Origin of the sequence: Flagellimonas crocea (assembly GCF_033441595.1) — a bacterium.
Classification (GTDB): Bacteria; Bacteroidota; Bacteroidia; order Flavobacteriales; family Flavobacteriaceae; genus Flagellimonas; species Flagellimonas crocea.
In genome coordinates this window covers 699782-725778 of the sequence record NZ_JAUZVX010000002.1, presented here as the reverse complement: position 1 = coordinate 725778, position 25997 = coordinate 699782, and the positions used below count along the sequence as shown (strand labels likewise).

The 25997-nt window shown below is 44.3% G+C and carries 19 protein-coding genes; 6 read left to right on the top strand and 13 right to left on the bottom strand.

Going from position 1 to position 25997, the window contains the following annotated elements:
- Entirely contained in the window at positions 1-378 is a 378-nt protein-coding gene (locus SD449_RS08520) for a hypothetical protein (protein WP_318309960.1), read from the bottom strand.
- A gap of 211 nt (positions 379-589) precedes the next feature.
- On the opposite strand from SD449_RS08520, the gene SD449_RS08515 reads away from it, so the two are divergent.
- Entirely contained in the window at positions 590-1462 is an 873-nt protein-coding gene (locus tag SD449_RS08515; RefSeq protein ID WP_318309959.1) for an AraC family transcriptional regulator, read from the top strand.
- A 4-nt stretch (positions 1463-1466) separates the two neighbouring features.
- On the opposite strand, the gene SD449_RS08510 is transcribed toward SD449_RS08515, so the two are convergent.
- On the bottom strand, positions 1467-2237 hold the full coding sequence (locus tag SD449_RS08510) for a S1/P1 nuclease (protein ID WP_318309957.1): 771 nt from the start codon (positions 2235-2237) through the stop codon (positions 1467-1469).
- 151 nt (positions 2238-2388) lie between these two features.
- Here SD449_RS08510 and SD449_RS08505 point away from each other — a divergent pair, with 151 nt between their 5' ends.
- Positions 2389-4587, top strand: a complete 2199-nt coding sequence (locus tag SD449_RS08505; RefSeq protein WP_318309956.1) for a DUF5916 domain-containing protein — start codon at positions 2389-2391, stop codon at positions 4585-4587.
- A gap of 86 nt (positions 4588-4673) precedes the next feature.
- Here the strand turns inward: SD449_RS08505 and SD449_RS08500 are convergent, their stop codons facing one another.
- Positions 4674-4841: a lmo0937 family membrane protein gene (locus SD449_RS08500; protein WP_318309955.1), complete on the bottom strand. Its 168-nt coding sequence runs from the start codon at positions 4839-4841 to the stop codon at positions 4674-4676.
- Between the two features lie 201 nt (positions 4842-5042).
- On the opposite strand from SD449_RS08500, the gene SD449_RS08495 reads away from it, so the two are divergent.
- From SD449_RS08495 to SD449_RS08485, 3 genes are all read left to right on the top strand, one after another.
- Positions 5043-6164: an FG-GAP repeat domain-containing protein gene (locus SD449_RS08495; RefSeq protein WP_318309953.1), complete on the top strand. Its 1122-nt coding sequence runs from the start codon at positions 5043-5045 to the stop codon at positions 6162-6164.
- A gap of 290 nt (positions 6165-6454) precedes the next feature.
- Positions 6455-7717 (top strand): DUF819 family protein, encoded by a 1263-nt coding sequence (locus SD449_RS08490; protein ID WP_318309952.1) that lies wholly within the window; start codon positions 6455-6457, stop codon positions 7715-7717.
- Between the two features lie 42 nt (positions 7718-7759).
- Positions 7760-8461: a DUF4369 domain-containing protein gene (locus tag SD449_RS08485; RefSeq protein WP_318309951.1), complete on the top strand. Its 702-nt coding sequence runs from the start codon at positions 7760-7762 to the stop codon at positions 8459-8461.
- Here the strand turns inward: SD449_RS08485 and SD449_RS08480 are convergent.
- The 10 genes from SD449_RS08480 to SD449_RS08435 form a co-directional block, all read right to left on the bottom strand.
- Complete coding sequence (locus SD449_RS08480) at positions 8458-8730, bottom strand: hypothetical protein (RefSeq protein WP_318309950.1); 273 nt, start codon at positions 8728-8730, stop codon at positions 8458-8460. The two genes, SD449_RS08485 and SD449_RS08480, sit on opposite strands and share 4 nt — an antisense overlap.
- 28 nt (positions 8731-8758) lie before the next feature.
- Positions 8759-9727, bottom strand: coding sequence for a type I phosphomannose isomerase catalytic subunit (locus SD449_RS08475; RefSeq protein ID WP_318309949.1), 969 nt, complete (start codon positions 9725-9727; stop codon positions 8759-8761).
- Between the two features lie 4 nt (positions 9728-9731).
- Entirely contained in the window at positions 9732-10139 is a 408-nt protein-coding gene (locus tag SD449_RS08470; RefSeq protein ID WP_318309948.1) for a 6-pyruvoyl trahydropterin synthase family protein, read from the bottom strand.
- Positions 10136-10669, bottom strand: coding sequence for an isopentenyl-diphosphate Delta-isomerase (idi, locus tag SD449_RS08465; RefSeq protein ID WP_318309946.1), 534 nt, complete (start codon positions 10667-10669; stop codon positions 10136-10138). Before idi ends, SD449_RS08470 begins: the two co-directional genes overlap by 4 nt.
- Positions 10670-10725: 56 nt before the next feature.
- Positions 10726-11679, bottom strand: coding sequence for a PorP/SprF family type IX secretion system membrane protein (locus SD449_RS08460; protein WP_318309945.1), 954 nt, complete (start codon positions 11677-11679; stop codon positions 10726-10728).
- A gap of 1 nt (position 11680) precedes the next feature.
- Positions 11681-13732, bottom strand: coding sequence for an Ig-like domain-containing protein (locus tag SD449_RS08455; RefSeq protein ID WP_318309944.1), 2052 nt, complete (start codon positions 13730-13732; stop codon positions 11681-11683).
- A 2-nt stretch (positions 13733-13734) separates the two neighbouring features.
- Complete coding sequence (locus SD449_RS08450) at positions 13735-17034, bottom strand: DUF7151 family protein (protein ID WP_318309943.1); 3300 nt, start codon at positions 17032-17034, stop codon at positions 13735-13737.
- A gap of 403 nt (positions 17035-17437) precedes the next feature.
- Positions 17438-19387: an OmpA family protein gene (locus SD449_RS08445; protein WP_318309941.1), complete on the bottom strand. Its 1950-nt coding sequence runs from the start codon at positions 19385-19387 to the stop codon at positions 17438-17440.
- 11 nt (positions 19388-19398) lie between these two features.
- Positions 19399-20346, bottom strand: a complete 948-nt coding sequence (locus SD449_RS08440; protein WP_318309940.1) for a PorP/SprF family type IX secretion system membrane protein — start codon at positions 20344-20346, stop codon at positions 19399-19401.
- A gap of 12 nt (positions 20347-20358) precedes the next feature.
- On the bottom strand, positions 20359-23988 hold the full coding sequence (locus tag SD449_RS08435) for a T9SS type B sorting domain-containing protein (RefSeq protein WP_318309938.1): 3630 nt from the start codon (positions 23986-23988) through the stop codon (positions 20359-20361).
- 396 nt (positions 23989-24384) lie between these two features.
- Between SD449_RS08435 and SD449_RS08430 the strand changes: the two genes are divergently transcribed.
- Positions 24385-25974, top strand: coding sequence for a peptide chain release factor 3 (locus SD449_RS08430; protein WP_318309936.1), 1590 nt, complete (start codon positions 24385-24387; stop codon positions 25972-25974).
- Positions 25975-25997: the final 23 nt, after the last annotated feature.

Genomic DNA, 25997 nt, shown 5'->3' with positions numbered 1-25997 from the left:
CTATCTTACCTCCATAGTTTTCTTGTAGGTACCGAATTTGTCCACTACAACTATGGTATATTTATCTTTAAATGCTTTTTCGAAGTTGAATGCTTTTTCAACAACGATGTCGCCATCGATAGCTTCATCAAAAACAAGTCTGTCTTGGCTATCGTAAACTTTTAAAAGCACCTTTCCTTGGGAAACGTTCAAAAGGTTCATCATTATTTTTTGACCTTTCTTTACAAATACAGGATCAAGGTTCACTTTTACAAGGTTCTTTTCAACTTCGTATTTGGCTACTGTTTTTTTACCAAAGTCAGTTGTGTCGGTGTTCGCCAACCCAATTGCGCTTATCAAAAGGGCCGCTGCTACGGTTAAATTCTTTACTACTTTCATAACACTTCGTTTTTTTAAGATTACAATACAAATGTATGTCGCAATAGCGTACAGGAATACCACCATCTTTTCCACTTTATATGCAATATTAACATGGTATATGTTTTAACATAGTATTAATGATAAAATAGCATAACTTTGTGTTAACATTGCAGATATTTGCATCGATTAAAGATTTTTAACTTTACAATAAGGAAGAAAAATTGCATCAATGATCCAAAAACCAGCGTTTGAAGCAATAGCCCCAAGTTTTGGCCACTCATTTACGTTTCAAAAATTCAATGCAAACAATGAGAACAAGAACAATGGATGGCATTACCACCCCGAACTGGAGCTGGTATATGTAAATGGGGGCTCTGGAAAAAGACAGATAGGCAGTCACGTTTCCTATTATAGGAATGGTGACCTTATCCTTATTGGTTCCAATTTGCCCCATTGTGGCTTTACCGATAAACTTACCGGTAACAAGAGTGAAACTTTGGTACAGATGAAATTGGATTTTTTGGGAAACGATTTTTTCAACATTCCCGAAATGAAGAACATCCAAAAACTGTTCGAGGTCGCCAAAGGTGGAATTGCCTTTTCCGGCAAAACCAAAATGAAGGTTGGTGAAAAAATGGAAATCTTGGAATACCAAACGGATTTTCAGCGCCTGCTCTCCATCCTTAATATATTGAACATATTGGCCACCTCCACGGAAATGAACGTTTTGAACGCCGAAGGTTTCTCCATGGAAACGGAGGTGAAGGACAACGACCGCATCAATATTGTTTTCAACCATGTCAAAACAAATTTCAAAGAGGACATTAGTTTGGAGCAGATTGCCGATTTGGTGAGCATGACGGTTCCTTCTTTCTGTAGATACTTCAAAAAAATTACCAACAAAACATTCACCCAATTTGTAAACGAGTACCGATTGGTGCATGCATCCAAACTATTGGCGGAACAGCCCATCAGTATTACGCAGGTTTGTTATGACAGTGGTTTCAATAACTTCTCACACTTTAATAAGTCCTTTAAAGCGTTTACAGGTCAAAACCCCTCAGAATACAGGAATCAATTGAAGACGGTACTACAATCCTAGAACTTTAGCCCAAAATATCGTTCAAAACCTTGGCCAAGCGCAAGCCACCTTTTTGAAGCTGTTGGAACAAAAGGTCGTTGTGATCATAAGCGTAACGATATCCCAATTTTTCACCGACCTCAACGGAATCGTAAAGTTCAGCACATATCTCGTGGGACTCATCCACCCAATCATATAGGTTTCCGGACTGAATTTCCTTTTTGCGCTTTCTATCGACTTCAGTGAGTTCAGAGGCAAGCTCTGTATAGGTCATCCCATAGGACTCGATTAAATTCTTGTCCCATACCCTGTGCAAATTGCTGCCTTCGCCAAACCATTGTACCTGGATATCGTTGCCGCCCTTGTCCTCTTCCCTACTGGTATGCATGGGCTGATGAAGGTCCCCAATAAAATGAATGAGCATTTTCAAATGAAAAATACGATCTTCCCGGGAATTGTTCTTGTCCTTCACCTTGCTGATACATTCCTCTATGGCCCTCACAATATCCCCGTATTCACTTTTCTCCGAATCCCTATAATCCATACCAAGAGGATAGTTTACATAGTGCCAAGCGGAATATTTGGAATAGGAACCGTCCGCTTTGATATCATCTGCATATGTGGACACAAAGGCAAGGCTATGACCGTCCAACAGATCGTTCAACGCCCTTTTGGTCTTACCTGTTAAATGGTTTTGGGCAATTTGTCCCGTTATGCGGTGTCCGGTTTTGCCCCACATGCTGTTGCCAAAAACAAAAACAGGAAATAAAAGCAATAGGAATAAGGTTTTTTTCATTTTTTAACGTCTTTTAGGATAAGTGATGTGATTGTAAAATCAAATCACGGCTAATTTTCTGAATGTTTTGTCAAACAGCAATCTAATTTCAAATTTTGGGTTTTTTTTAACTATGTATCCTTAAATTTGACGGACCAACTAAACTAGACCAATGCTAAAAAAGTGTTTTGTACTCGCTACAATACTGTTTCCTTTTGCGCTATTTTCTCAATCCGATACAAAGACATTTACCGTAAGATTTATTGATGATATCATCAAAATCGACGGTATCTTGGATGAAAGTGCCTGGGAAGTATCGGAAAGCGCAACAGACTTCCATCAATATTTTCCTTCGGACACCACCTTGGCGGCACAACAGACCGATATTAAGATGGTGTACAACAATACTACCCTATACATTGGCATCAAACTAAAAACAGAGGGGGACAATTATGTGATACCTTCCTTAAAGAGGGACTATAGGGCCGGCGGAAATGACAACATCAGTCTTATGTTCGACACTTTTAACGATGGTACCAATGCTTTCCTTTTTGGGATGAACCCCTATGGAGTACGCAGGGAGGCCTTGATTTCCAACGGAGGTTCCGACCCTAGCGGTTTTACCACCTCCTGGGACGTAAAATGGTTGGGGGAAACCCGAATTTATGATGGATATTATATCTGCGAGATTGCCATACCCCTAACATCCTTCAAATTTAAGCAAGGGGAGACCAAATGGCGTTTTAACAGCTACCGTTTTGATATGCAGACCAACGAGACAAGCAGTTGGATAAGGATTCCGCAAAACCAACGGGTGTACAGCTTGGCATTCATGGGAGATATGGTTTTTGAAAAACCTTTGGGAAAATCAAGAACACCATTGGCCCTGATTCCCTACGTGAACGGAATCGTGGGAAAAGATTACGAAAACAATGAAAACCTGAACAAGGTAGATTTTGGTGGCGATGCAAAGGTTTCCATAGGAAATGGCATGAATCTGGACGTTACCCTAAACCCGGATTTCTCCAATGTTGAAGTGGATAATTTGATTACCAATGTATCCCGGTTCGAGGTTTCCCTGCCGGAGAAAAGGCAATTTTTTATAGACAACAGCGACCTTTTTGGCTCTTTTGGAAACGATAGGGATGCCAATCCGTTTTTCTCCAGAAGAATAGGTATTGCCAAAAATCAGGATGACGAAACCATTGAAAATGGGATTATCGGTGGAATACGGCTAAGTGGAAAACTGAACAAAAACTGGCGGCTCGGACTGTTGAACCTTCAAACGGAAGAGGATGAAGCCAACGAAATCGCCAGTAACAACAATACGGTCTTTGCGCTCCAAAAGAAAATGTTTTCCCGCTCCAACCTCAGTTTCATTTTTGTGAACCGCCAAACGTTTAAGGATTACGAATTTCTGGAGGAAACGGATAGATACAATCGTGTGTTGGGCCTGGATTATAATCTGGCATCACCTAACAATATGTGGACCGGAAAGTTTTTTTATCATAAATCCTTTGCGCACGGCATTGGTTCGCGCGACGCATCGGGAGGAATAGATCTTCGGTACAATTCCAGATTTTTGAACCTAGGTCTACGGGGAAATTTTGTGGGAGACGATTTTCGATCGGACCTCGGGTATGTAAGAAGACAAGATATTATTGCTGCAAGGCCATTTGTTGAATTCAATTTTTGGCCGCAAAAGGGCAAATTGAACACGCACGGATTTCGGTTCAATCCCAATGCCATTTGGAGACCGACCTTGGATTATATGAATACGGATTATGCTATTTTCACCAGTTGGCAGGCCAAATTCAAATCCCAGGAAGAATTATCGGTCCGCTTGTTCAACCGATACACCTACCTCACCGATACCTTTGATCCCACCGGAACGGATGGGGGAACGGAACTCCCTGCAAATGTTGGCTATTATTATACCAGCTATGAAGTACAGTTCTTGAGCGATCGAAGAAAGGTATTTTCTTATTCCATGCAGCCAGGATATGGGGATTTTTATAACGGCACCCGATTTGTATTGGAGGGCGACCTTAGCCTAAGGATACAGCCCACCATGCTAATTTCATTGGGTCTTAACTACAACAGCATTAAGTTGCCCCAACCTTACGAGAGCGAGGACCTTTGGCTGGTAAGTCCTAAAATCGACATCACTTTCAACAAATCGGTGTTTTGGTCCACTTTGATCCAATACAGCAACCAACAGGACAATCTTGGGTTCAACTCCCGTTTGCAATGGCGTTTTGCCCCGCTTTCCGATCTCTTCTTGGTATACAACGACAATTATTTTGTAAACAACTTTATGCCCCGTACCAGGTCCATCAACTTAAAATTGACCTATTGGCTCAATATTTAACGTACCGAAAATAAATTTGCATCAATCCCATATAAAAAGGCCGCGCATTCACGCGGCCTTTTCTTTATTCTTTGCTCTGCTATTGATTACAACGGTTTACGTCCGGAGATAATATTGTAAAGAATGGCAATAACTGCGATTACCAACAATATATGGATAAGGCTACTGGTCCCAATACCTGCGACCACACCAAAAAATCCCAATACCCAAACTATTATACAAATTACGGCTACTAGCCAAAGTAAACTTCTCATAATCTTTTGTTTTAGTGTTTATATAAATAAATGTATTTAAAAAACATTCAGAAGGTTATTTCAATTCATTGAATTGTTAACTCAATACCGTTGCATAGTAAAAGAACTTACTTCACTTTGTGTTTCAAGTCGTTAGTAAAAGAATAATTGATGCCTTCTTGCAAAAACCAATATCTTTGAATCAAACCCTGCCTAATCAAAATGAAAAAAATACTTGTCCCAACCATAACACTTACTTTCTTGATATTCTCTTCCTCGATTTTCTGTCAGGAAGTATCATTTTTTAACGCCGACGGCTTTTTCTCCATTGGAACAAAATCTAACAGAACAGCTTCCATTACCCTGTTCGACATTGACCAGGACGGGGATTTGGATGCACTGGTCGCCAACGGAAGACATTGGGCAGAGCAGAACTACATTTTTTATAATGATGGAAACGGATTCTTTAAGGTTGCACAGCCCATCGGTAGATTCATGGATGCTTCATATGCGATAAAAGCCGGTGATTTGAATGGAGACGGTTTTATGGACATCGCAGTGGCCAATGACAATGTCCCGAATACAATATATTTTGGGACTGCCGACCAAAGTTTTATCAATGGAACAACGTTTGGCTCCATTGCTCCCTCCCGTAACCTTGAAATAGTGGATATGGACAATGATGGCGATCTAGATCTAGTGCTTTCCAACAGAAAGGCCAGAAATGAAATCTGTTTGAATGACGGCAGGGGGAATTTTAGTCAAACCGTTCCGTTTGGCGATAAATTGGACCAAACCATTCAAACAAGAACCATGGATATCAACAAGGATGGCTTTGTGGACCTCGTTACTGCGGAAAGGCAGTCCTACAATAAAATCTACCTCAATGATGGGAAATTGAACTTTTCAAAATTTAGGGAATTTGGTGGGGATGAAGAGGAAACGCGATCTATTGATATTGCGGATATCGACCAAGATGGATTCCTGGATATTGTCACAGGTAACTTGGGGTCAAAAAACAGTATTTATTTTGGAGACAAAAATATGAGCTTTTCAAAAACCATTGACCTTTCAACAAACCACATGACGGCCTCAATCAGAATAGCGGACCTGGACCAAGATGGTCATTTGGATATCATCGAGGGGAATTCAGAAGAACGTAATTACGTTTATTTGGGACAAAGCAACGGAACATATCTCGAAATCGGTTTAAGAGAAGACCTGCTCGAAGACACCTATAACATTGAAATCGGAGATCTGAACCAAGATGGACTTCCTGATATTGTCGAATCCAATTCCGGCACATGGAACCTCTATTACCGCACAAGAAAAAAACAACCATAAGAAATAAAATTTCGTGGAACCATTTGAAATCAGTACATCAAAACAAATAACATTATGAAAAAACTCTACGTTTTTGCAGCACTTATTATTTCGTCATTGTTCTTAAATTCCTGTAGGTACGAGTGTGATTGTGAAGTGGATGATGATGGCAAAATAGAATGTCCTTGCTAACACAACGGAACCATTTGGTCAAGAAAGCACAAAACATAGTTCCTCTAAGTTGGACAATACACATTACATTACAGACCATTACTATTTTCCTATATTTGGCTTTTTAGCTTAAAAAATATATGGATCAACTACCGTTTACCCAAGACACCGTGATCTTTGGACTTTTATGTCTCTGCTTAGGTTTCGTTTTTTATACTTCTTCCATCAAAACAGGTTTTTGGGGAAAATTTTACAGCGTGGTTCCAACAGTGCTCATGTGTTACCTACTGCCGGCCATTTTGGCCAGTATCGGCATTGTGGACGAATCCGCTTCGCAGACCTATTACGTGGCAAGCCGTTACTTATTGCCGGCAGCTTTAATTTTAATGACCCTTAGCATTGACCTAAAGGCAATCCTCAATCTTGGTTCCAAGGCCTTGGTCATGTTTTTGACAGGGACCGTAGGCATAATTATTGGAGGACCCATTGCTATTTTGATCGTTTCCATTTTTTCTCCCGAAACCGTTGGTGGCAACGGCGTGGATGCCGTTTGGCGTGGACTGGCGACCATTGCCGGTAGTTGGATCGGTGGAGGGGCCAACCAAGCGGCCATGTTGGAAGTTTTCAAGTATAATCAAGAAAGTTACGGAGGCATGGTACTGATCGACATCGTAGTGGCCAACCTTTGGTTGGCGATAATTCTATTGGGTGTGGGAAAGACCGAAAAAATAGATCGCTGGCTCAAAGCGGACACCTCTTCCATTGAACAACTCAAAGAAAAAGTTTCCAGTTATACCGCAAAAATAGCTAGGGTCACAACGCTGAAGGACTTCATCATGATCTTGTTTTTTGCCTTTGCTGGCGTGGGCGTTGCCCATTTGGTCGGCCATCATTTCGCCAACTTTCTTCAAAACAACTTTGAAGTCGTTCGAAACCCACAGAAAATATTGTCATCCCTTGGTTCGGAATTTCTCTGGATGGTCGTTTTTGCCACAGCTATCGGAATTGGGCTATCGTTTACAAAGGCAAAAAGTTACGAAGGGGCCGGTGCCAGTAAAATAGGTGGGATGTTCATATATATTCTAGTGGCCACCATTGGTATGAAAATGGATCTGGGAAAGGTGTTGGACAATCCGGGACTCATAGCCATTGGGCTCATCTGGATAACCATCCATGCCGGACTGCTTATTTTAATGGCAAAAATTATCAAGGCACCCTTCTTTTTCTTGGCGGTAGGGAGTCAGGCCAATGTGGGAGGAGCCGCATCGGCACCAGTGGTAGCCGCTGAGTTTCATCCATCCCTGACCTCTGTGGGCATTCTTTTGGCCGTTTTCGGATATGTTGTAGGCACGGCCGGTGCCTATTTGTGTGCTTTGTTGATGGAAGTCGCCTCGAATGTTTAAATATTTTAAGAAGATTATGCATATTTGCGCAGCTAAAAATATATGATGAAGCGGATATTGTTTGTATTGCTATTAGGAATCGCCGTACTGGCCTGTGAAAAGAGTACGGAAAACACCATGACGGTAAGTGGCAACATCAAAGGTCTTAAAAAAGGGACCCTCTACTTGCAGCAATTTAAGGATTCCACACTTGTAGTACTGGATTCCTTGAAGATCCAAGGAGATGGTAAATTCAGTTTTGCAGCAGAAGTGGAAAATCCAGAAGTATTTTATCTGTACCTAAACAAAAAGGACAACAACGACATTAACGATAGGATCACATTTTTTGGAGAACCCGGCAATATCGTAATCAATACGGCATGGAATACTTTTGATACCAATGTGGAAATATCCGGTTCCAAATCCCATGAAAAACTGTTGGAATTCCAAGAAATGGCGTCCAAATTCAACATTAAGGAACTTTTCTTGGTGCAGCAAGCTTCTTCACCTGAAATACAAGAAGATTCCGTCGCCTTGGATTCCCTGCAGCGTTTGATCAATCAAAATACCATTAGCAGATATCGCTATGCGTTGAATTTTGGTCTGAACAATGGAGATTCCTATGCCACACCCTATATTATGATCACAGAGGTGAGCGAGGCAAATCCAAAATATTTGGATTCCATCTACAAGAGCCTTTCCCCTGAGGTGGCATCATCGAAATACGGAAAAGAGTTCAAAGCATTTTTGGAGCAAAGCAATTAAGCTTCCAGACTGTTCAATTGTTCAACAAGCTTGGTGGCCTTTTCCTCCAATTCGTTGCGAACAGATTTGAAATGGGCCTTGGTGTCCCCGACCGGCTTTTTGTTGATTTTGTCCATAAGGTTATCGTACACCTCAATGGCCTCATCTATGATTACCGTCCCTTCTTCTGATTCCTTGTTCCCAGAACCGGCCTCCCAAATGTAAACGGCCTCAATAATGTCGCCCAGGACATAATTGATATCCTTTTTTAAATCTCGAATACTTGGCATAACGCAGTGGTTTTGATTAAAGATACCATTAAATGGTAACTTCTAAAAGTTTAGTTCCCTGGGTATCTATATCAATACGAGTACTGGATGCGGAAACCAGAACGGTTTCGCCCTTTCGTATCGGGGCACTTCCCCAATTGTTTTTGATGACAGCTTCACCGCCCACACACATATAAATGACAAAGGAATCCTTTTTGGAGAAATCCTGTTTTATAGGTTGGGTGAGCTCCATAAAGTTGGTCTTAAAATAAGGACAGTTCACCATTGGGTTGACATGATCTGTTTTTTTGTTGTACCTGACCTTGAAATCGTTTTTCTTTTCGTAATCAATGGCATCCACCGCCAAACTGGTATGCAGTTCCCTTAGGTTTCCATCTTTGTCCTTTCTGTCAAAATCGTACACACGGTAGGTAATATCCGATGTTTGTTGGATTTCGGCCAAGAGAACACCTGCACCGATGGCGTGTATTTTTCCTGTATTGATGAAGAAGGTATCCCCTTCACGGACCCTTTCATAGTTCATTAAATCCGTTAAGGTGCCATCTTCTATGCTTTTCACGTATTCCTCCTTTTCAACGTCCTTATTGAAACCCACGATCAACTTAGACCCTGGATCGGCATCCATGATGTACCACATTTCCGTTTTTCCGAAGGAGTTGTGCCTTTTTTTGGCCAGTTCATCGTTCGGATGCAACTGTATGGACAAATCTTGTTTGGCATCGATAAACTTAATGAGAATTGGAAAGTCCTTTCCAAACCGTTCTAGGACACTTTTTCCCAAAAGTGCTTCACCTTGCTCGTCCATCAACTCCTGCAAGGATTTCCCTTTTAGGTCTCCGTTGGACACTTTGGAAATATCGCCCTGCACTCCGGACAACTCCCAACTTTCTCCGGTGATGTCACTTTCAATCGGTTTGTTCAAAACATCTTTGAGCTTGGTACCTCCCCATAGACGTTCTTTTAGGATCGGTTCAAATTTTAGTGGGTATAAGTTCATTTTTTTATCCGGTGTAGGTTACAAAATTACGAGGGGTTTCATAGAGCACCACCTCCAAATCCTTACTTTTATCTATATGTGGTCTTAACTTGTTCCAAATCACCACTGCAATGTTCTCCGCGGTGGGATTTAAATCTTTGAATTCAGGGACATCCAGGTTCAGGTTTTTATGGTCCAGTGCTTCCTCAACATGTTCGTTAATCAAATCCTTGAGCAGTTTTAGGTCCATCACAAACCCAGTTTCCGGGTCTATTTCCCCTGTTACGCTCACAATCAATTCGTAATTGTGTCCGTGAAATTTTGGATTGTTGCATTTGCCGAAAACGGCATCGTTCTTCTCGTTGTCCCAGTCCGGTCGGTACAATCTGTGGGCCGCATTAAAACTGGCCTTTCTACTGGCTTTCACTCTCATTGTACAGGGGTGTTTTCCATTAGATGGTCATAGAATCGTTCAAAAATAATTTTGAACCATGCCGTGTAGTCATCCGGATTATCCTTGATATCTTTTTTGATATCCTCCGGGTACATCCATTTCCAGTCAGCTACTTCCTTGGGATTGATATTGGGCTCATCTTCAAAATAACCCACCATTACATGATCGAACTCATGCTCGGTAAGGCCATTGTCAAACGGCGCCTTGTATACAAAATTGAAGAGCTCCTTGAGTTCGGTGGTAAAGCCCATTTCCTCCATAAGCCTTCGCTTTCCGGCATCAATATTGGTTTCTCCTTCCCGCTGATGGCTACAACAGGTATTGGTCCATAACAGTGGGGAATGGTATTTGTCCTTTGCACGTTGCTGAAGCATGGTCTCTCCTTTCGCATTCATTACAAAAACAGAAAAAGCCCTATGCAGCAATGCTTTCTCATGGGCTTCCATCTTGGGCATCAACCCAATGGGTTCGTCCTTTTCATTTACAAGTATCACATTTTCCTCTCTCATATGGTAAAAATATGACCTTTGAGGTAAAATAATGGATATAGGTATGTAAATTATTCCTAAAAGAAACGTGGGCTTTTTAGGTTGCCTATATTTCTGATGAAGTCGTATCTCAAAATGATTTCAAAGGACCCATCGTTGAAGGTGGCGGCGCCCAGCTCCGTAATCTCCCGGTCGTAGGCCATACCGATCATAAGCTGATCGGACAATAGAAAGCCAACAAGTCCACTAAAAGCGGCATCCCAACGGTAGGCCACACCTCCGATAAATTTTTCATTGAACATAAAATTTGCGGAAAGGTCCACCTGTAAGGGTGATCCCTGCACTGCTTTGGTCAACAAGGTGGGCTTGAACTTCAATACGGGATTCAGGTCCCAAACATACCCGGTAATAAGGTAAAAATTCATCTGTTCCTTCGCTGTGGATACGGAAGACGAATCAAAATGGGTTGTTTCCAATATCCTGGGTGCGGAAAGCCCCGCATAAAATTTATCGGTATGGTAGTATACACCGGCTCCAATGTTGGGCGAAAACTTATTTTGAATATCCTGCTGTGACTGTAATTGTGAATCCACTTCATACTCATCGAGTTCGGAATAGCGAATATCCAGCATGTGTGCGCTAGCTTTGAGACCAAAACTTAATCTACCTTCCCAACCGGTCTGAATGGTATAGGAGAAATCCACATCAAAATAGGTTTCGGAAGTTGGGCCAATCTTATCATTCACAATGGAAAGTCCCAATCCCACACCGCGATAACCAACTGGGGTATGCACGTTCAAGGTCTGAGTTTCCGGTGCACCATCGAGTCCCAACCATTGGTTACGATATAACGCCGCTATACTCAAGTGTCCACGTGAGCCAGCATAGGCCGGGTTTACACTTACGGTATTGTACATGTACTGGGTGTACTGTGCATCTTGCTGTGCATGCATGTTTCCCAGTGCCAAAAGCAATAGGGCAAGCAGCCATTGAGTTTTTCCCTTAAAAAGTTTGTTCTCCACAGTAACCATTTTATCTGTTTATGTATAGATAGCCTGTAAGCTGTTTCATACTTCCAGTGAGATCTTCATAATCGATGACGTAGAAGTATGTGCCTACGGGAAGTTTATTGTCCTGATCTACGGTAACCCTACCCTGCGAGGTTCCGTCAAAAACGTTTCCGCTTGTATTGTAGGATTTTGTCTGATAAACCATTACTCCCCATCTATTGTAAATTCGTACGGTATTGTTCGGATAGTTCTCGATATAACGTATCTCAAAAATATCGTGAACAGTATCTCCATTCGGTGTAATGACGTTTATTGGGTCGGGAACTTCACCATCTACCGTCAATTCGCCCAAATCTGGATCTAGGTAATCCGGAATGCCGTTCTCATTGGCATCGTCGTTGGCGTAATCACCATCTCCGTTCAAATCCTCATCGATGGTCTCGATACCATCGTCGTCGTCGTCCGAATCCCTAAAATCAGGTATTCCGTCGCTATCATTATCTGGCAAGGCAGTACTTGGGTCATCCATTTCATCGTTCACATCGATATCGATCACAGTTTCCCCTTCGTATCCATCATCCAAACCATCATTGTCCTTATCCGAACCTATCAGTGTTATATCGGCCACTCCATTATGATTATTATCATGTCCTTCTATGGCGTCCGGCACATTGTCATTATCACTATCGTTATCCACATAATCCGGTAGACCATCATTATCGGAATCAACTGGAATAAGTCCTACGTTTCCATCTGTTTCGTAGGCATCGTCCAACCCGTTCCCATTGGTGTCGGTCATGCCGGGCGGAATGTATCCTAAGGCAGGTTGGGCCTCCACATTGTCGGGAATACCGTCGTTGTCGCTATCAATATCCAAGTAATCCGGGAATCCATCACCGTCGGTATCCGTTGGATTGGTTGATGGATCATTGTCGTTATCCGCATTCAAATCTTCGAAACTGTCAACTATTCCATCGTTGTCGCTGTCCAAATCAATTCCAGAAGGACTTACGATTACGGTAATGGTGGCCGTACTGCAATTTCCGTTTGAGTCACATACGGTATATTCAAAGGAATCCGTTCCTGTAAATCCAGGGTTTGGAACATAGGTAATATTATCGTCCGATGGGTTGTTGACGGTACCATTTTCATTTAATACAATGGTTCCGTTTGCCGGGTCCGTAGCGGTAATTGAACCTGAAGAAGGGATATCGTTATCATTGGCTCTCCACGAAATAACGGCTTCCATACCAATATCCGTTGATGCCGAATCGTCATTGGCATCCACAATGGGAAGGACCTCCACAGTGACAGTAGCGGTGCTACAGTCTCCAAAAGCATTACAGATGGTGTAATCAAAGCTATCCGGACCATTATAATTCGGACTTGGTGTATACGTCAATACATCATCAGAGGGGTCGTTGGCCGTTCCATTGTCATCAACAGTTACATTTCCGTTTAATGGACCCGTAACGGTCATTACTCCCGTTGAGGGTAAATCTGTGTCGTTGTCAAAGATGGGTACAGTAACAGAAGCATCCTCATTCACCACGATCATATCGTCCGCAAGGTTGGCTGCCTGGCTCATACACACCACGGTAAAGCGGGGTAATTCGGTACTGTTCCCAACCTTGGTTATGGTGGCCACATACCGCATTACGGTCTGTGTGCTTGTTACCTTAGGCCTGGTTTGATCACCGTTCAATGTCGGACTCCAGCTCACTGTGGCCCCCGAAGGGATGCTTGCCGAAATATCCAAAACCACCTCATTGTTTGGCGCTTGGCAATCCGTTAAAATAAAATAACCTGTTGCGTTGGAACCACAAAGTGTACCATCGTAAGTGGCAAAGTAGACACCGGGACGGGTAGCTTCATAAAAAGAATCTGTTCCCAATACTGTTCCCGGGTCCGATGCCTCGTACCATTTATAATTGTTTTCATCACCGGTATTGGGTGCTTGCAACAAGAACTGCGCACTCGCCATTTTCATCCCTAAAAACAGGATGAACAATAGTCCAATGAATAAAGACTTGTATGAGGTATTGGGTTTCAAAATCGAGTCGTCTTTGATCATTATTATTTCACCACAAACACCACGTTGATCAATGCATTGTAATCGGCTGGTTGGGCATCAATTTTATAGCTTAGGTTTCCGTTCGCATCAATGGTCATAGCACCTATATCAAATACCGTAGGGTCAGCATAGGTCACATAATAATATAGTTCTGTACGACCATAGGTCGGAATTGCTGCAGGTGCCCCTGCGCTCCCTACCGTTGGCGAACCATATTGGTTGATATACTCCTGATAAAGATCAAGACTGAAGGTACCATTGGTCGATGCGTCGATTGCAATGGACGGAGGATAAAATATTCTAGCGGCTTTTGATGTAATCGGGGCTATATCCTGAATAACGTCTTCTACCGTTGCTTCTGTATTACCATCACCATCAACATCTACTGGAGAATCTGAGTTTACCTCGGATGCATCCTGATCATCTGTTGAAGGGTCTCCGTTACATACATATTCCGTATAATCAACTTCACCAACATCCAATGTTCCATTCCCGTTATCATCGATACCGGTTTCAACTTTTACTCCCCCTGCTGAACAATTAAGACCTGCGGGTTCCGAAGTCGTTACAACCAAGTTAGCTAGTCCATCAGGACCTTGATCTCCAACGGGACCTTTATCGCCAATGGGGCCTTGGGGACCTTGTTCACCCGTTGGGCCTTGCAGTCCAACAGGGCCTTGTTCACCTATAGGACCTTGTTCCCCTTGTATCCCTTGGGGACCTTGTTCACCAATCGGACCTTGTTCTCCCTGTATGCCTTGGGGGCCTTGGTCGCCAATAGGACCTTTGTCACCTACTGGTCCCTGTTCTCCCTGTATGCCTTGAGGACCTTGTTCACCTATAGGTCCCTGTTCCCCTTGTATGCCTTGGGGGCCTTGGTCGCCAATAGGGCCTTTGTCACCAACTGGTCCCTGTTCTCCCTGTATACCTTGGGGGCCTTGGTCGCCAATAGGACCTTGTTCTCCCTGTATTCCTTGGGGGCCTTGGTCACCTGTTTCCCCCTTATCTCCGGTCTCTCCCTTATCGCCTACAGGACCTTGTGGACCCTGGGGACCTTGGATGCCGGGGTCGCCCTGTGGGCCTTGAACACCTGGGTCACCTTGAACTCCCTTGTCACCGGTTTCTCCCTTATCTCCGGTCTCTCCCTTATCGCCTACAGGACCTTGTTCTCCCTGTATGCCTTGAAGGCCTTGGTCACCAATAGGGCCTTTGTCACCTACTGGTCCCTGTTCCCCTTGTATGCCTTGGGGGCCTTGGTCGCCAATAGGACCTTTGTCACCTACTGGACCCTGTTCCCCTTGTATGCCTTGAGGACCTTGGTCACCAATAGGGCCTTTGTCACCTGTTTCTCCCTTATCTCCGGTCTCTCCCTTATCGCCTACAGGACCTTGTGGACCCTGGGGACCTTGGATGCCGGGGTCGCCCTGTGGGCCTTGAACACCTGGGTCACCTTGAACTCCCTTGTCACCGGTTTCTCCCTTATCTCCTACAGGACCTTGTGGACCCTGGGGACCTTGGATACCGGGGTCGCCCTGTGGGCCTTGGACACCTGGGTCACCTTGAACTCCCTTGTCACCAGTCTCTCCCTTATCGCCTACAGGACCTTGTTCTCCCTGTATTCCTTGGGGGCCTTGGTCGCCAATAGGTCCCTGTTCCCCTTGTATGCCTTGGGGGCCTTGGTCGCCAATAGGACCTTTGTCACCTACTGGACCCTGTTCCCCTTGTATGCCTTGAGGACCTTGGTCGCCAATAGGGCCTTTGTCACCTACTGGTCCCTGTTCCCCTTGTATACCTTGGGGACCTTGGTCACCAATCGGACCCTGTTCCCCTTGTATTCCTTGGGGGCCTTGGTCGCCAATAGGGCCTTTGTCACCTACTGGCCCCTGTTCCCCTTGTATACCTTGGGGACCTTGGTCACCAATCGGACCCTGTTCTCCCTGTATCCCTTGGGGGCCTTGGTCGCCAATAGGACCTTTGTCACCTACTGGACCGTGTTCCCCTTGTATGCCTTGAGGACCTTGGTCACCAATAGGGCCTTTGTCACCTGTTTCTCCCTTATCTCCGGTCTCTCCCTTATCTCCTACAGGACCTTGTGGACCCTGGGGACCTTGGATACCGGGGTCGCCCTGTGGGCCTTGAACACCTGGGTCACCTTGAACTCCCTTGTCACCGGTCTCTCCCTTATCTCCCACTGGGCCTTGTGGACCCTGGGGACCTTGGATACCGGGGTCGCCCTGTGGGCCTTGAACACCGGGGTCACCTTGAACTCCCTTGTCACCGGTCTCTCCCTTATCTCCCACTGGACCTTGTGGACCCTGGGGACCTTGGATACCGGGGTCGCCTTGGATACCGGGGTCACCTTGGGGACCTTTATCTCCAGTTTCTCCTTTATCTCCCACTGGACCTTGTGGACCCTGTGGGCCTTGGACACCTGGGTCACCTTGAACTCCCTTGTCACCGGTTTCTCCCTTATCTCCCACTGGACCTTGTGGACCCTGGGGACCTTGGATACCGGGGTCGCCCTGTGGGCCTTGAACACCTGGGTCACCTTGAACCCCCTTGTCACCGGTTTCTCCCTTATCTCCCACCGGACCTTGAGGACCCTGAGGGCCTTGGATACCGGGGTCGCCCTGTGGGCCTTGGACACCTGGGTCACCTTGAACCCCCTTGTCACCGGTCTCTCCCTTATCTCCTACAGGACCTTGTGGACCCTGTGGTCCTTGGATACCGGGGTCACCTTGGGGACCTTTGTCTCCTGTGGCTCCCTTATCACCGGTTTCTCCCTTATCTCCAGTTTCTCCCTTATCTCCCACTGGACCTTGTGGACCCTGGGGTCCTTGGATACCGGGGTCACCTTGGGGACCTTTGTCTCCTGTGGCTCCCTTATCACCGGTTTCTCCCTTATCTCCAGTTTCTCCCTTATCTCCCACTGGACCTTGTGGACCCTGGGGACCCACCGCTCCGGCTGAAGCCACTTGAGAAAGAGGAATTGAAACTGTGTTGTTATCAGAGTCCGTAAGTACTAAATCATTTCCGATAACCTCCATTCTGGCATTTACAGTATTGGTATCCGTAAATGTCAATTCCCACGAATCACCATCCCAGAAGTAAATGGTTCCCGTATTGGTATTGACATAGATATCTCCCAAATCTGCACCGGTGGGCGTCAGCGCTCCGGAACTGGATACATCGGTACCTTTTAGGACTTCGCAATTGCATTGATCTTGAAGGGTAACTGTGGTTTGAGAAAAGGCAATTCCTGTAAAAAGAAGAAACAGTAGGGCTAAAATGCTCTTTTTCATGAGGTTACTAATATAAGAGGTTGTATTTAATATGGTCTGGCTGATTCGTTATTTATGAATGATCTTTCTTGTGCTATTCAATACACCGAATTTTCAATCGCATACAAAATTACCCCTGCTTTTAGGGCAGGAAAATAATTGTTGTGAACATGTTGAAACCAACTGTATAGCATCACAATTTTGAGGTAACAACTTTATTTTTTTCTGATTTTCCCATGGCCATTCATCGATTAAGCCTAAAATAATCAGGGATTTACGTGAGTTTAATCTTACAGAATGAGTTATCTCTGAAAGTCTGAACGGAGTCAAAAATTACCCTTGAACCCTTAGTTTCGATTCTAATAGGGCAAAAAAAAACGACCCCTTAAAGGAGCCGTATAAATTATGGGGTTATTATCGAATTTTATTCGAAGATGATAAATTCCGAACGCCTGTTCAGTTGATGTTCTTCTTCGGAGCATCTGACCCCGTTGGCACATTCATTGACGAGTCGGGTTTCCCCAAATCCTTCACCATCCAATCTATCGGCCGAAATACCTTTGGAAATCATATAATTGACCGTTGATTCGGCTCTTTTTTGAGATAACCAGAGATTATAGGCATCAACACCTCTGCTGTCGGTATGAGAATTTACCTTGATCTTTAGGCTTGGGTATTTTTCCATGGCCACAATAACTTTCTGAATTTCAACCTCGGCATCGGGCCTGATGTTGTACTTGTTCAAATCAAAGTATATGGTACTCAACTGCAACAGTTTTGCCAAGTCATCACCAAATCCCCCGGTGACCAAATCTCTTTCCAAATAAAAATCCACTATTCTAGGTTTGCCATCGGATATTGGCAAGTATTCTTCTGCCGGTACATATCCGTCGCGCGATGCTCTTACAAAATTTCCTTTGGAACAATCCAAAAGCAAAATATAGTTGCCATCGGAATCGGTTATGGTCGAAGATATCTCATTGTTTTCCTCGTCAATGATTTTAACAGTGGCGCCCGCCAAAACTTCGTTGGAGATTCGGTCCCTCACCGTTCCCGTAACTTCTTGGATACAGTCCAGGGTCAAAGGCTCGTTTTCCACAAATTCATAAATATCATCATCTCCCATACCGCCATCGCGGTTAGAGGCAAAGTAGCCTGTTTTATCCTTGGCATCATAAATAAATGAAAAGTCGTCCTTAAGTGTGTTTATCGGGCTCCCCACGTTGACCACGGGCTGCTGGTAATCGTTGTATGCAATTTTTGTTGCAAAAACATCCAATCCTCCCAATCCCTGATGTCCATCCGAAGAAAAGTACAATACCCCATCCTGTGTGATGTAAGGGAATGTTTCCCTGGCCAAGGTGTTGATATTATCTCCCAAGTTCTGAATTGGGCCATAGGTGCCGTCACCAATTATTTCGGTGACAAAAATATCTGAAGCCCCAATACTCCCGGGCATGTCGGAAACGAAATAGAGCATTTTCCCATCCGGACTGAGCATCGGATGCGCTACAGAATACGAATCGCTGTTGAACGGGAGTTCTACAATGTTTGTCCATTGACCGTCCACCTTTTCCGCACTGTATATCTTTAATCGGATGATTCCCGCTTCGTCTTTCTTTTTTCTGCCATCAAAGAAGTTGTTACGGGTAAAATACATCATGTTTCCATCCTTGGTCACTACCGATGTGGATTCGTGCAAACGGGTATTGATATCCCCTTCCAATTTCACCACATTGTTGTTTGAAACACTATCGGCATTGACCTTATAGAGGTCCAAAAAATCCTTTGCGTTCCATGTATGCCTATATCTGGCAAAGTTTCCGGTATCCCGGTCGGATGCAAAAATGAGTCCTTTCTCGTAATAGGCTGCGGCAAAATCGGAATATTTGCTATTGTAGGGAAAAGGCTTTATGGTGTACCGTCCAGAATTTTTCTCGATTTTGGCCATGTAATCCTCGTCAAAGTCAACCATGGCAGAGGTCATCTCCTTAAAATTTTCCATGACCCTTGAAGATTCTTCATATTCGCCCACGGACTTCAAACTTTGTGCATAGCGAAATATGTCCTCTACGGACATTTCATCTGGATAGGCCTTTTCCAACTTTTTATAGGTTTCGGCCGCTTCTTTGTACTTCGCATTGAAGTAATAGGAATTCCCCAGTTTTTTGAGAAGCTCCGAAGAGGTATACCCCTTGTCCAACACTTTTTTGTAAATATCGATTGCCGGGCTAAAGGAATATTGTTGGTACCGTTCATCGGCCTTTTCCATTACCCTTGCAATTTGCTTATCGGGAATACTGTCCTGCTGGGCATTTACTGTTGCCGGACATCCGTTAACGATACATAATACTATGAGTATTCTTTTTAGCATTCTAAACTATATTAAAAGAATCGTGGTGATATGGTTCTTTGGAAGGATTTCAACAATTCCAATCTTAAGAAAACTTCGAAAGAGCCATCATTGAACTGTGTTCCGCCCAATTCCGTTGTTTCGCGATCATAGGCCAGTCCCAGCATAATTTGGTCGGTTACCTGAAACCCAACAAGTCCGCTGACCGCTGCATCCCAACGATAGGCCGCTCCAAAACTAAATTTATTGGCGAACAAAAAACTGGCGGAAAGGTCGACCTGTAATGGTGCGCCACCAACAGCTTTTGTAAGCAGTGCAGGTTTAAACTGAAGGTCTGCGCCCAAATCAAAAACATAACCGGTGATGAGATAAAGGTTCATTCGTTCCGCTGACAGAAAATTTACACCGTCGTCGGTATTATCGTTATCAAAGTATTCCGATTCCAATACGTTGGGAGCGGATACCCCAGCATAAAACTTATCCGTATGATAGTATATACCTAGCCCAAAATTAGGGGTGAACCTATTGTCAATGTTATTTTGGTTTACTACTTCCTCATCAAAATTCCTCAACCCACTGAAGTCCAGACTTAACATATTACCGCCCGCTTTTAAACCAAAGGACAACTTGGCATCCATAGAAACATCGATGGTGTAGGATACCACCGCATCCAAATACGTTTCCTGCACCACACCATCCCCAATATTATCGTTTACAACGGAAATACCGTAACCCAAACGACTGTTCCTAATGGGCGAGTGGAGATTTAAGGTAAAGGTTTCTGGAGCACCGTCCAGACCCACCCATTGTGATCGGTACAATGCGGCAAAGCTAAGCTGTCCCCTAGATCCTGCATAGGCCGGATTTACACTCAATGTATTGTACATATATTGCGTGTACTGGGCATCTTGCTGGGCCATGGCACCCGTGGATACAATTCCAATAAACAATAGCGTAATTAAAATATGTTTCTTTATCATTCTATCAATTCCTTATCTGCTTATATAAATGTATTCGGAGTCCGTAAAACTTCCTTGTTCGGTCTGATAATTAAATATATAAAAATACACCCCTGCCGGAAGGTAATCGTTGACACTCAAGGCTGATTTGCCCCTTACCCTACCATCAAATACATTGCTGACATTATCGTAGTCCTTGCCTTCAAATACCAAAGTACCCCATCGGTTGAATATTTTAAGGGTGCTGGATTTGATGTATTCCACTCCCCGAATAAACAAGAAGTCATTTTTCAAATCTCCATTGGGCGTAAGCATCTGGTTGACTTCAATGGCCTCCACTACTACCCTTACCGTGGCCGTATCGCAATTATCCGTATTTACAGCTTCACAAATGGTATATTCAATCGTATAGGTTCCTGATTCTGTTCCCGGAGTAACAGTTACACTACCGTCCTCGTTCACTCTTAGCTCATTGGTCGGTGTCGAAGTCAGGATGACATCGGCAAGGTCAATCGGTTCTCCGTTCAGAGTATCGTTATCCAAGACATCGCTATTTGGAATTGTTCCTCCCACAGTTCCAGCATTGTAACTATCGTTCACTGCATCGATAACATTGACAGTTCCTTCCAATACCTCAACAAGTACCGTGGTCGTATCACAATTGGTTGGATCAGCGACCTCACAAATCGTATATTTAATAATATAGGAGCCTACGGGGGTACCTGGTGTCACCGTGACGCTCCCATCTTCGTTGATGGTCAATTCATTCGTCGGGTCTGGCGTCAATATAACTTCTGATGCATTGACCGGTTCTCCGTTCAACGTATCATTATCCAGTACATTACTGTTTGGAATTGTTCCTCCATTGGTGCCAGAAATGGAATATTCGTCCCCCACTGCGTCAATGATATTTCCACTTTCGTTGACCACAACGGTCACGGTTGCCGTATCACAGTTATCGATATCCGTAACATCGCAAATCGTGTATTCAATGGTATAGGTCCCAGCCTGTACTCCTTCCGCTATCGTTACGCTACCGTCCGCATTGATGGTAAGTTGGTCGGTTGGTGTGGAGCTCAGGATGACATCGGCCAGAGTGATTGCTCCACCGTTCAGGGTGTCGTTGGAAAGTACATCACTATCAGCAATGGTTCCGTCTTCACCTGCGGTCGTCGTGTATCCGTCATCCACTGCATCGATAACTTTGCCGGTCCTTTCCATTACCTCGACGGTAACAGTGGCCGTATCGCAATTATCCGTATTGGCAGCTTCACATATCGTGTATTCAATGGTATAGGTCCCTGCCTGTACTCCTTCCGCTACCGTTACGCTACCGTCCGCATTGATGGTAAGTTGGTCGGTTGGTGTGGAACTCAGGATGACATCGGCCAGAGTGATTGCCATACCGTTAAGTGAATCGTTGGAAAGTACATCGCTGTCAGCAATGGTCCCGTCCTCACCTGCGGTCGCCGTGTATTCGTCATCAACTGCATCGATAACGTTGCCGGTCCCTTCCATTACCTCGACGGTAACAGTGGCCGTATCGCAATTATCCGTATTGGCCGCTTCACATATCGTGTATTCAATGGTATAGGTCCCTGGCTGTAATCCTTCGGCCACCGTTACGCTGCCGTCCACATTGATGGTAAGTTGGTCGGTTGGTGTGGAGCTCAGGATGACATCGGCCAGAGTGATTGCTCCACCGTTCAGGGTGTCGTTGGAAAGTACATCACTATCAGCAATGGTTCCGTCTTCACCTGCGGTCGTCGTGTATCCGTCATCCACTGCATCGATAACTTTGCCGGTCCTTTCCATTACCTCGACGGTAACAGTGGCCGTATCGCAATTATCCGTATTGGCAGCTTCACATATCGTGTATTCAATGGTATAGGTCCCTGCCTGTACTCCTTCCGCTACCGTTACGCTGCCGTCCGCATTGATGGTAAGTTGGTCGGTTGGTGTGGAGCTCAGGATGACATCGGCCAGAGTGATTGCTCCACCGTTCAGGGTGTCGTTGGAAAGTACATCACTATCAGCAATGGTACCGTCTTCATCTGCGGTCGTCGTGTATTCGTCATCAACTGCATCTAGCGTGTTGGCACCAATCTCTACATAAATGGTCGCAGTGGCACAAACACTTGGGTCAAGTGCCACATTGCAAACCTGATACATTATAGCAACCGTAGTATTTGATTCTGATTGTACCGGAGTATAGTTTACAAAACCTGTTTCATTATCAAAAAAAACAATTCCCTGTGCGTCTCCACCAATCCTTGTCAAGTTGGTAACCCCAATATTATTTGCATCATTATTGGGAAGGTAGTCGTCATTCTCCAAAATGTTTATGGCAACTTCCGTAAGAGCCGGAGTAGCACCGTAATCATCACTTGCATTGGCGACCAAGGGGTCAGGGTCTGTTCCATTCGGATTACCGTCACCATCACAATCAAGGGTCTTCCAATCTGCCGTTTGAGGCAAGGTCACACTTTCCGCGTTGTAATCGCAAGGGTCTAATGGGTCCGTGCCGTCCTTCTTTTCATCCTCGTTGGTAACACCATCGCCATCACAATCGGAACTGTTCCAAGTGGACGAAGGATCTACAGTTTGGCTATCAAGTACAAAATCACAGGAATCCTGAGGGTCAGTGCCATCTTTCTCCTCATCTTCATTGGTGACACCATCACCATCACAATCCACGGTTAGGTAGTCCCCACTTCTTGGTAAGGTCACACTTTCAGGATTATAATCGCAAGGATCCAATGGGTCCGTGCCGTCCTCTTTTTCATCTTCGTTGGTGACACCATCACCATCACAATCCGCTTTTTTCCAAGCATCTGAAGGGGAACAGTCCTGGTGCTCCAAAATGAAATCGCAGGGATCCAAGGGATCCGTGCCATCTTCCTTTTCCTTTCCATTGCTCACTCCGTCGCCGTCGCAATCCGCTTTTTTCCAAGCATCTGAAGGGGAACAGTCTTGGTGCTCCAAAATAAAATCACAGGGGTCCAATGGATCAGTGCCATCTTTCTTTTCCTTTCCATTGCTCACTCCGTCGCCGTCACAGTCCGCTTTTTTCCATGCATCCGAAGGAGAACAGTCCTGATGTTCCAAAATAAAATCGCAGGGGTCCAAGGGATCCGTGCCATCTTGCTTTTCTTTTCCATTGCTCACTCCGTCGCCATCGCAGTCCGCTTTTTTCCATGCATCCGAAGGAGAACAGTCCTGATGTTCCAAAATAAAATCGCAGGGATCATTTGGGTTCGTGCCATCTTGCTTTTCTTTTCCATTGCTCACTCCGTCGCCGTCACAGTCCGCTTGTTTCCATGCATCCGAAGGAGAACAGTCCTGATGTTCCAAAATAAAATCGCAGGGGTCATTTGGGTTCGTGCCATCTTTATTTTCTTGGTCACACGTTACCCCGTCCCCATCTACATCTGTTTGGAATATTTGAATGGTATTAGGATTCCACAAACCTGTGATTCTCCATAAAGAAAAATCAGAATGGTATTTCTTGCCATCAATGGACAATTCAGAAATGTTGATATTGGAATTATAAAGAGGTGCAGTACTAAACGAGGAACCAAGTCCAAATACCAATAGCAAAAGAATGGCGCTGATATTTTGGACCAAGATGCTCTTTAGTCTCACAAAAGTAATGTTCTCCATAAATGATAAGTTTTGGTCAACTAATCACCATGGCAACAGGAGGTTCTCGTAATTGTAAGAAAATTGGGGTTTTCCTATCTGGTTTTATTGTTCACATGTCATTCAACACACATCAAACAATCGGTCACATAATTAAACCATTTGACCTACACCTCCTATTTTTATCGATAAAAGGCGTATTCCTCATCATTATTTACCTCATCTGTATATTTTGCAAACGGATAATCTTTGGAAAGAATGGTCAGTGAACATAAAACGGGCGAAAAATACTTCTCTTTTTTGGACTTTGCGGCTTTTATTGTTTGATTTTTTTGCAATAATATCAACAATCCCGAATCATTGCCAAAATGAGTGACAAAAGATATAATTCCCCTATTTTTGCCGAAATTTTTGTTGATGGAATTTGAAAAGGAAATAGCTAAACGAAGAACTTTTGGTATCATATCCCACCCTGATGCGGGGAAAACCACCTTGACCGAAAAATTGCTCTTGTTCGGTGGTGCCATTCAGGAAGCGGGTGCGGTAAAAAGCAATAAAATCAAAAAATCCGCCACGAGCGACTTTATGGAAATTGAGCGCCAGAGAGGGATTTCGGTAGCGACTTCCGTTTTGGCCTTTATTTATAAGGACAAAAAAATCAATATTCTGGATACTCCAGGGCACAAGGATTTTGCAGAGGACACCTTCCGTACGCTTACCGCCGTGGACAGTGTTATTGTTGTAATCGATGTGGCCAAAGGTGTGGAGGAGCAAACGGAAAAGTTGGTGGAGGTTTGCCGAATGCGCAATATTCCGATGATTGTCTTTATCAACAAATTGGACCGTGAGGGAAAGGATGCTTTTGATCTTTTGGACGAAGTGGAACAAAAATTGGGCCTGACGGTAACCCCGTTAAGTTTCCCCATTGGTATGGGCTACGACTTCAAGGGCATCTACAACATCTACGAGAAAAACATCAACCTTTTTAGCGGAAACAGCAAAAAAAACATCGAGGAGACGATTGCTTTTGATAATTTGGACAACCCTGAACTTGAAAAAATTATTGGCACCAAGGCTGCCGAAGAGCTTCGCGGCAATCTGGAACTGGTGGCTGGTGTATATCCTGAGTTCGATAAGGAAGCCTATTTGAAGAGTGAGCTTCAACCAGTGTTTTTTGGCTCTGCCCTGAACAATTTTGGGGTTCGCGAGTTATTGGATTGCTTTGTGAACATTGCACCGTCTCCCAGGCCCAAAAAAGCAGAGGAACGATTGGTCATGGCCAACGAAAAGGATTTTTCCGGCTTTGTCTTTAAGATACACGCCAATATGGACCCTAAACACCGAGATCGTTTGGCGTTTGTAAAAATCGTATCCGGTACGTTTGAACGAAATACGCCCTATCTGCATGTAAGGCAGGGCAAAAAACTCAAATTTTCGAGCCCCAATGCCTTTTTTGCCGAGAAAAAGGAGATTGTGGATATTTCTTTCCCAGGCGATATTGTCGGTCTTCATGATACGGGAAATTTTAAGATAGGGGATACATTGACCAGCGGGGAAGAATTGCATTATAAGGGAATCCCAAGCTTTTCTCCGGAACATTTTAGGTATATCAACAATGCGGACCCCATGAAGGCCAAACAATTGTACAAAGGAATCGACCAGCTCATGGACGAAGGAGTGGCCCAGTTGTTTACCTTGGAAATGAACGGAAGGAAAGTCATCGGTACTGTTGGAGCCTTGCAATACGAGGTAATCCAGTATCGATTGGAGCACGAATACGGGGCCAAATGTACCTACGAGAACTTTCCGGTGCACAAGGCTTGTTGGGTAGAACCAGAGGATGAAAAAAGTGAGGAGTTCCAAGAATTCAAACGGGTAAAGCAGAAGTTTTTGGCCACGGACAAAAAAGGGCAGCTGGTATTTTTGGCAGACTCCCCTTTTTCGCTACAGATGACACAACAAAAATATCCATCGGTAAAACTGCACTACACCTCGGAGTTTGAATAGCTTTGGGCCACCTTGGAATGAAC

Excerpts from the sequence above, each read along its gene's own strand:
- SD449_RS08520 (WP_318309960.1), bottom strand. The coding sequence starts at position 378 with ATGAAAGTAGTAAAGAATTTAACCGTAGCAGCGGCCCTTTTGATAAGC.
- SD449_RS08515 (WP_318309959.1), top strand. The coding sequence starts at position 590 with ATGATCCAAAAACCAGCGTTTGAAGCAATAGCCCCAAGTTTTGGCCAC.
- SD449_RS08510 (WP_318309957.1), bottom strand. The coding sequence starts at position 2,237 with ATGAAAAAAACCTTATTCCTATTGCTTTTATTTCCTGTTTTTGTTTTT.
- SD449_RS08505 (WP_318309956.1), top strand. The coding sequence starts at position 2,389 with ATGCTAAAAAAGTGTTTTGTACTCGCTACAATACTGTTTCCTTTTGCG.
- SD449_RS08500 (WP_318309955.1), bottom strand. The coding sequence starts at position 4,841 with ATGAGAAGTTTACTTTGGCTAGTAGCCGTAATTTGTATAATAGTTTGG.
- SD449_RS08495 (WP_318309953.1), top strand. The coding sequence starts at position 5,043 with ATGAAAAAAATACTTGTCCCAACCATAACACTTACTTTCTTGATATTC.
- SD449_RS08490 (WP_318309952.1), top strand. The coding sequence starts at position 6,455 with ATGGATCAACTACCGTTTACCCAAGACACCGTGATCTTTGGACTTTTA.
- SD449_RS08485 (WP_318309951.1), top strand. The coding sequence starts at position 7,760 with ATGATGAAGCGGATATTGTTTGTATTGCTATTAGGAATCGCCGTACTG.
- SD449_RS08480 (WP_318309950.1), bottom strand. The coding sequence starts at position 8,730 with ATGCCAAGTATTCGAGATTTAAAAAAGGATATCAATTATGTCCTGGGC.
- SD449_RS08475 (WP_318309949.1), bottom strand. The coding sequence starts at position 9,727 with ATGAACTTATACCCACTAAAATTTGAACCGATCCTAAAAGAACGTCTA.
- SD449_RS08470 (WP_318309948.1), bottom strand. The coding sequence starts at position 10,139 with ATGAGAGTGAAAGCCAGTAGAAAGGCCAGTTTTAATGCGGCCCACAGA.
- idi (WP_318309946.1), bottom strand. The coding sequence starts at position 10,669 with ATGAGAGAGGAAAATGTGATACTTGTAAATGAAAAGGACGAACCCATT.
- SD449_RS08460 (WP_318309945.1), bottom strand. The coding sequence starts at position 11,679 with ATGGTTACTGTGGAGAACAAACTTTTTAAGGGAAAAACTCAATGGCTG.
- SD449_RS08455 (WP_318309944.1), bottom strand. The coding sequence starts at position 13,732 with ATGATCAAAGACGACTCGATTTTGAAACCCAATACCTCATACAAGTCT.
- SD449_RS08450 (WP_318309943.1), bottom strand. The coding sequence starts at position 17,034 with ATGAAAAAGAGCATTTTAGCCCTACTGTTTCTTCTTTTTACAGGAATT.
- SD449_RS08445 (WP_318309941.1), bottom strand. The coding sequence starts at position 19,387 with ATGCTAAAAAGAATACTCATAGTATTATGTATCGTTAACGGATGTCCG.
- SD449_RS08440 (WP_318309940.1), bottom strand. The coding sequence starts at position 20,346 with ATGATAAAGAAACATATTTTAATTACGCTATTGTTTATTGGAATTGTA.
- SD449_RS08435 (WP_318309938.1), bottom strand. The coding sequence starts at position 23,988 with ATGGAGAACATTACTTTTGTGAGACTAAAGAGCATCTTGGTCCAAAAT.
- SD449_RS08430 (WP_318309936.1), top strand. The coding sequence starts at position 24,385 with ATGGAATTTGAAAAGGAAATAGCTAAACGAAGAACTTTTGGTATCATA.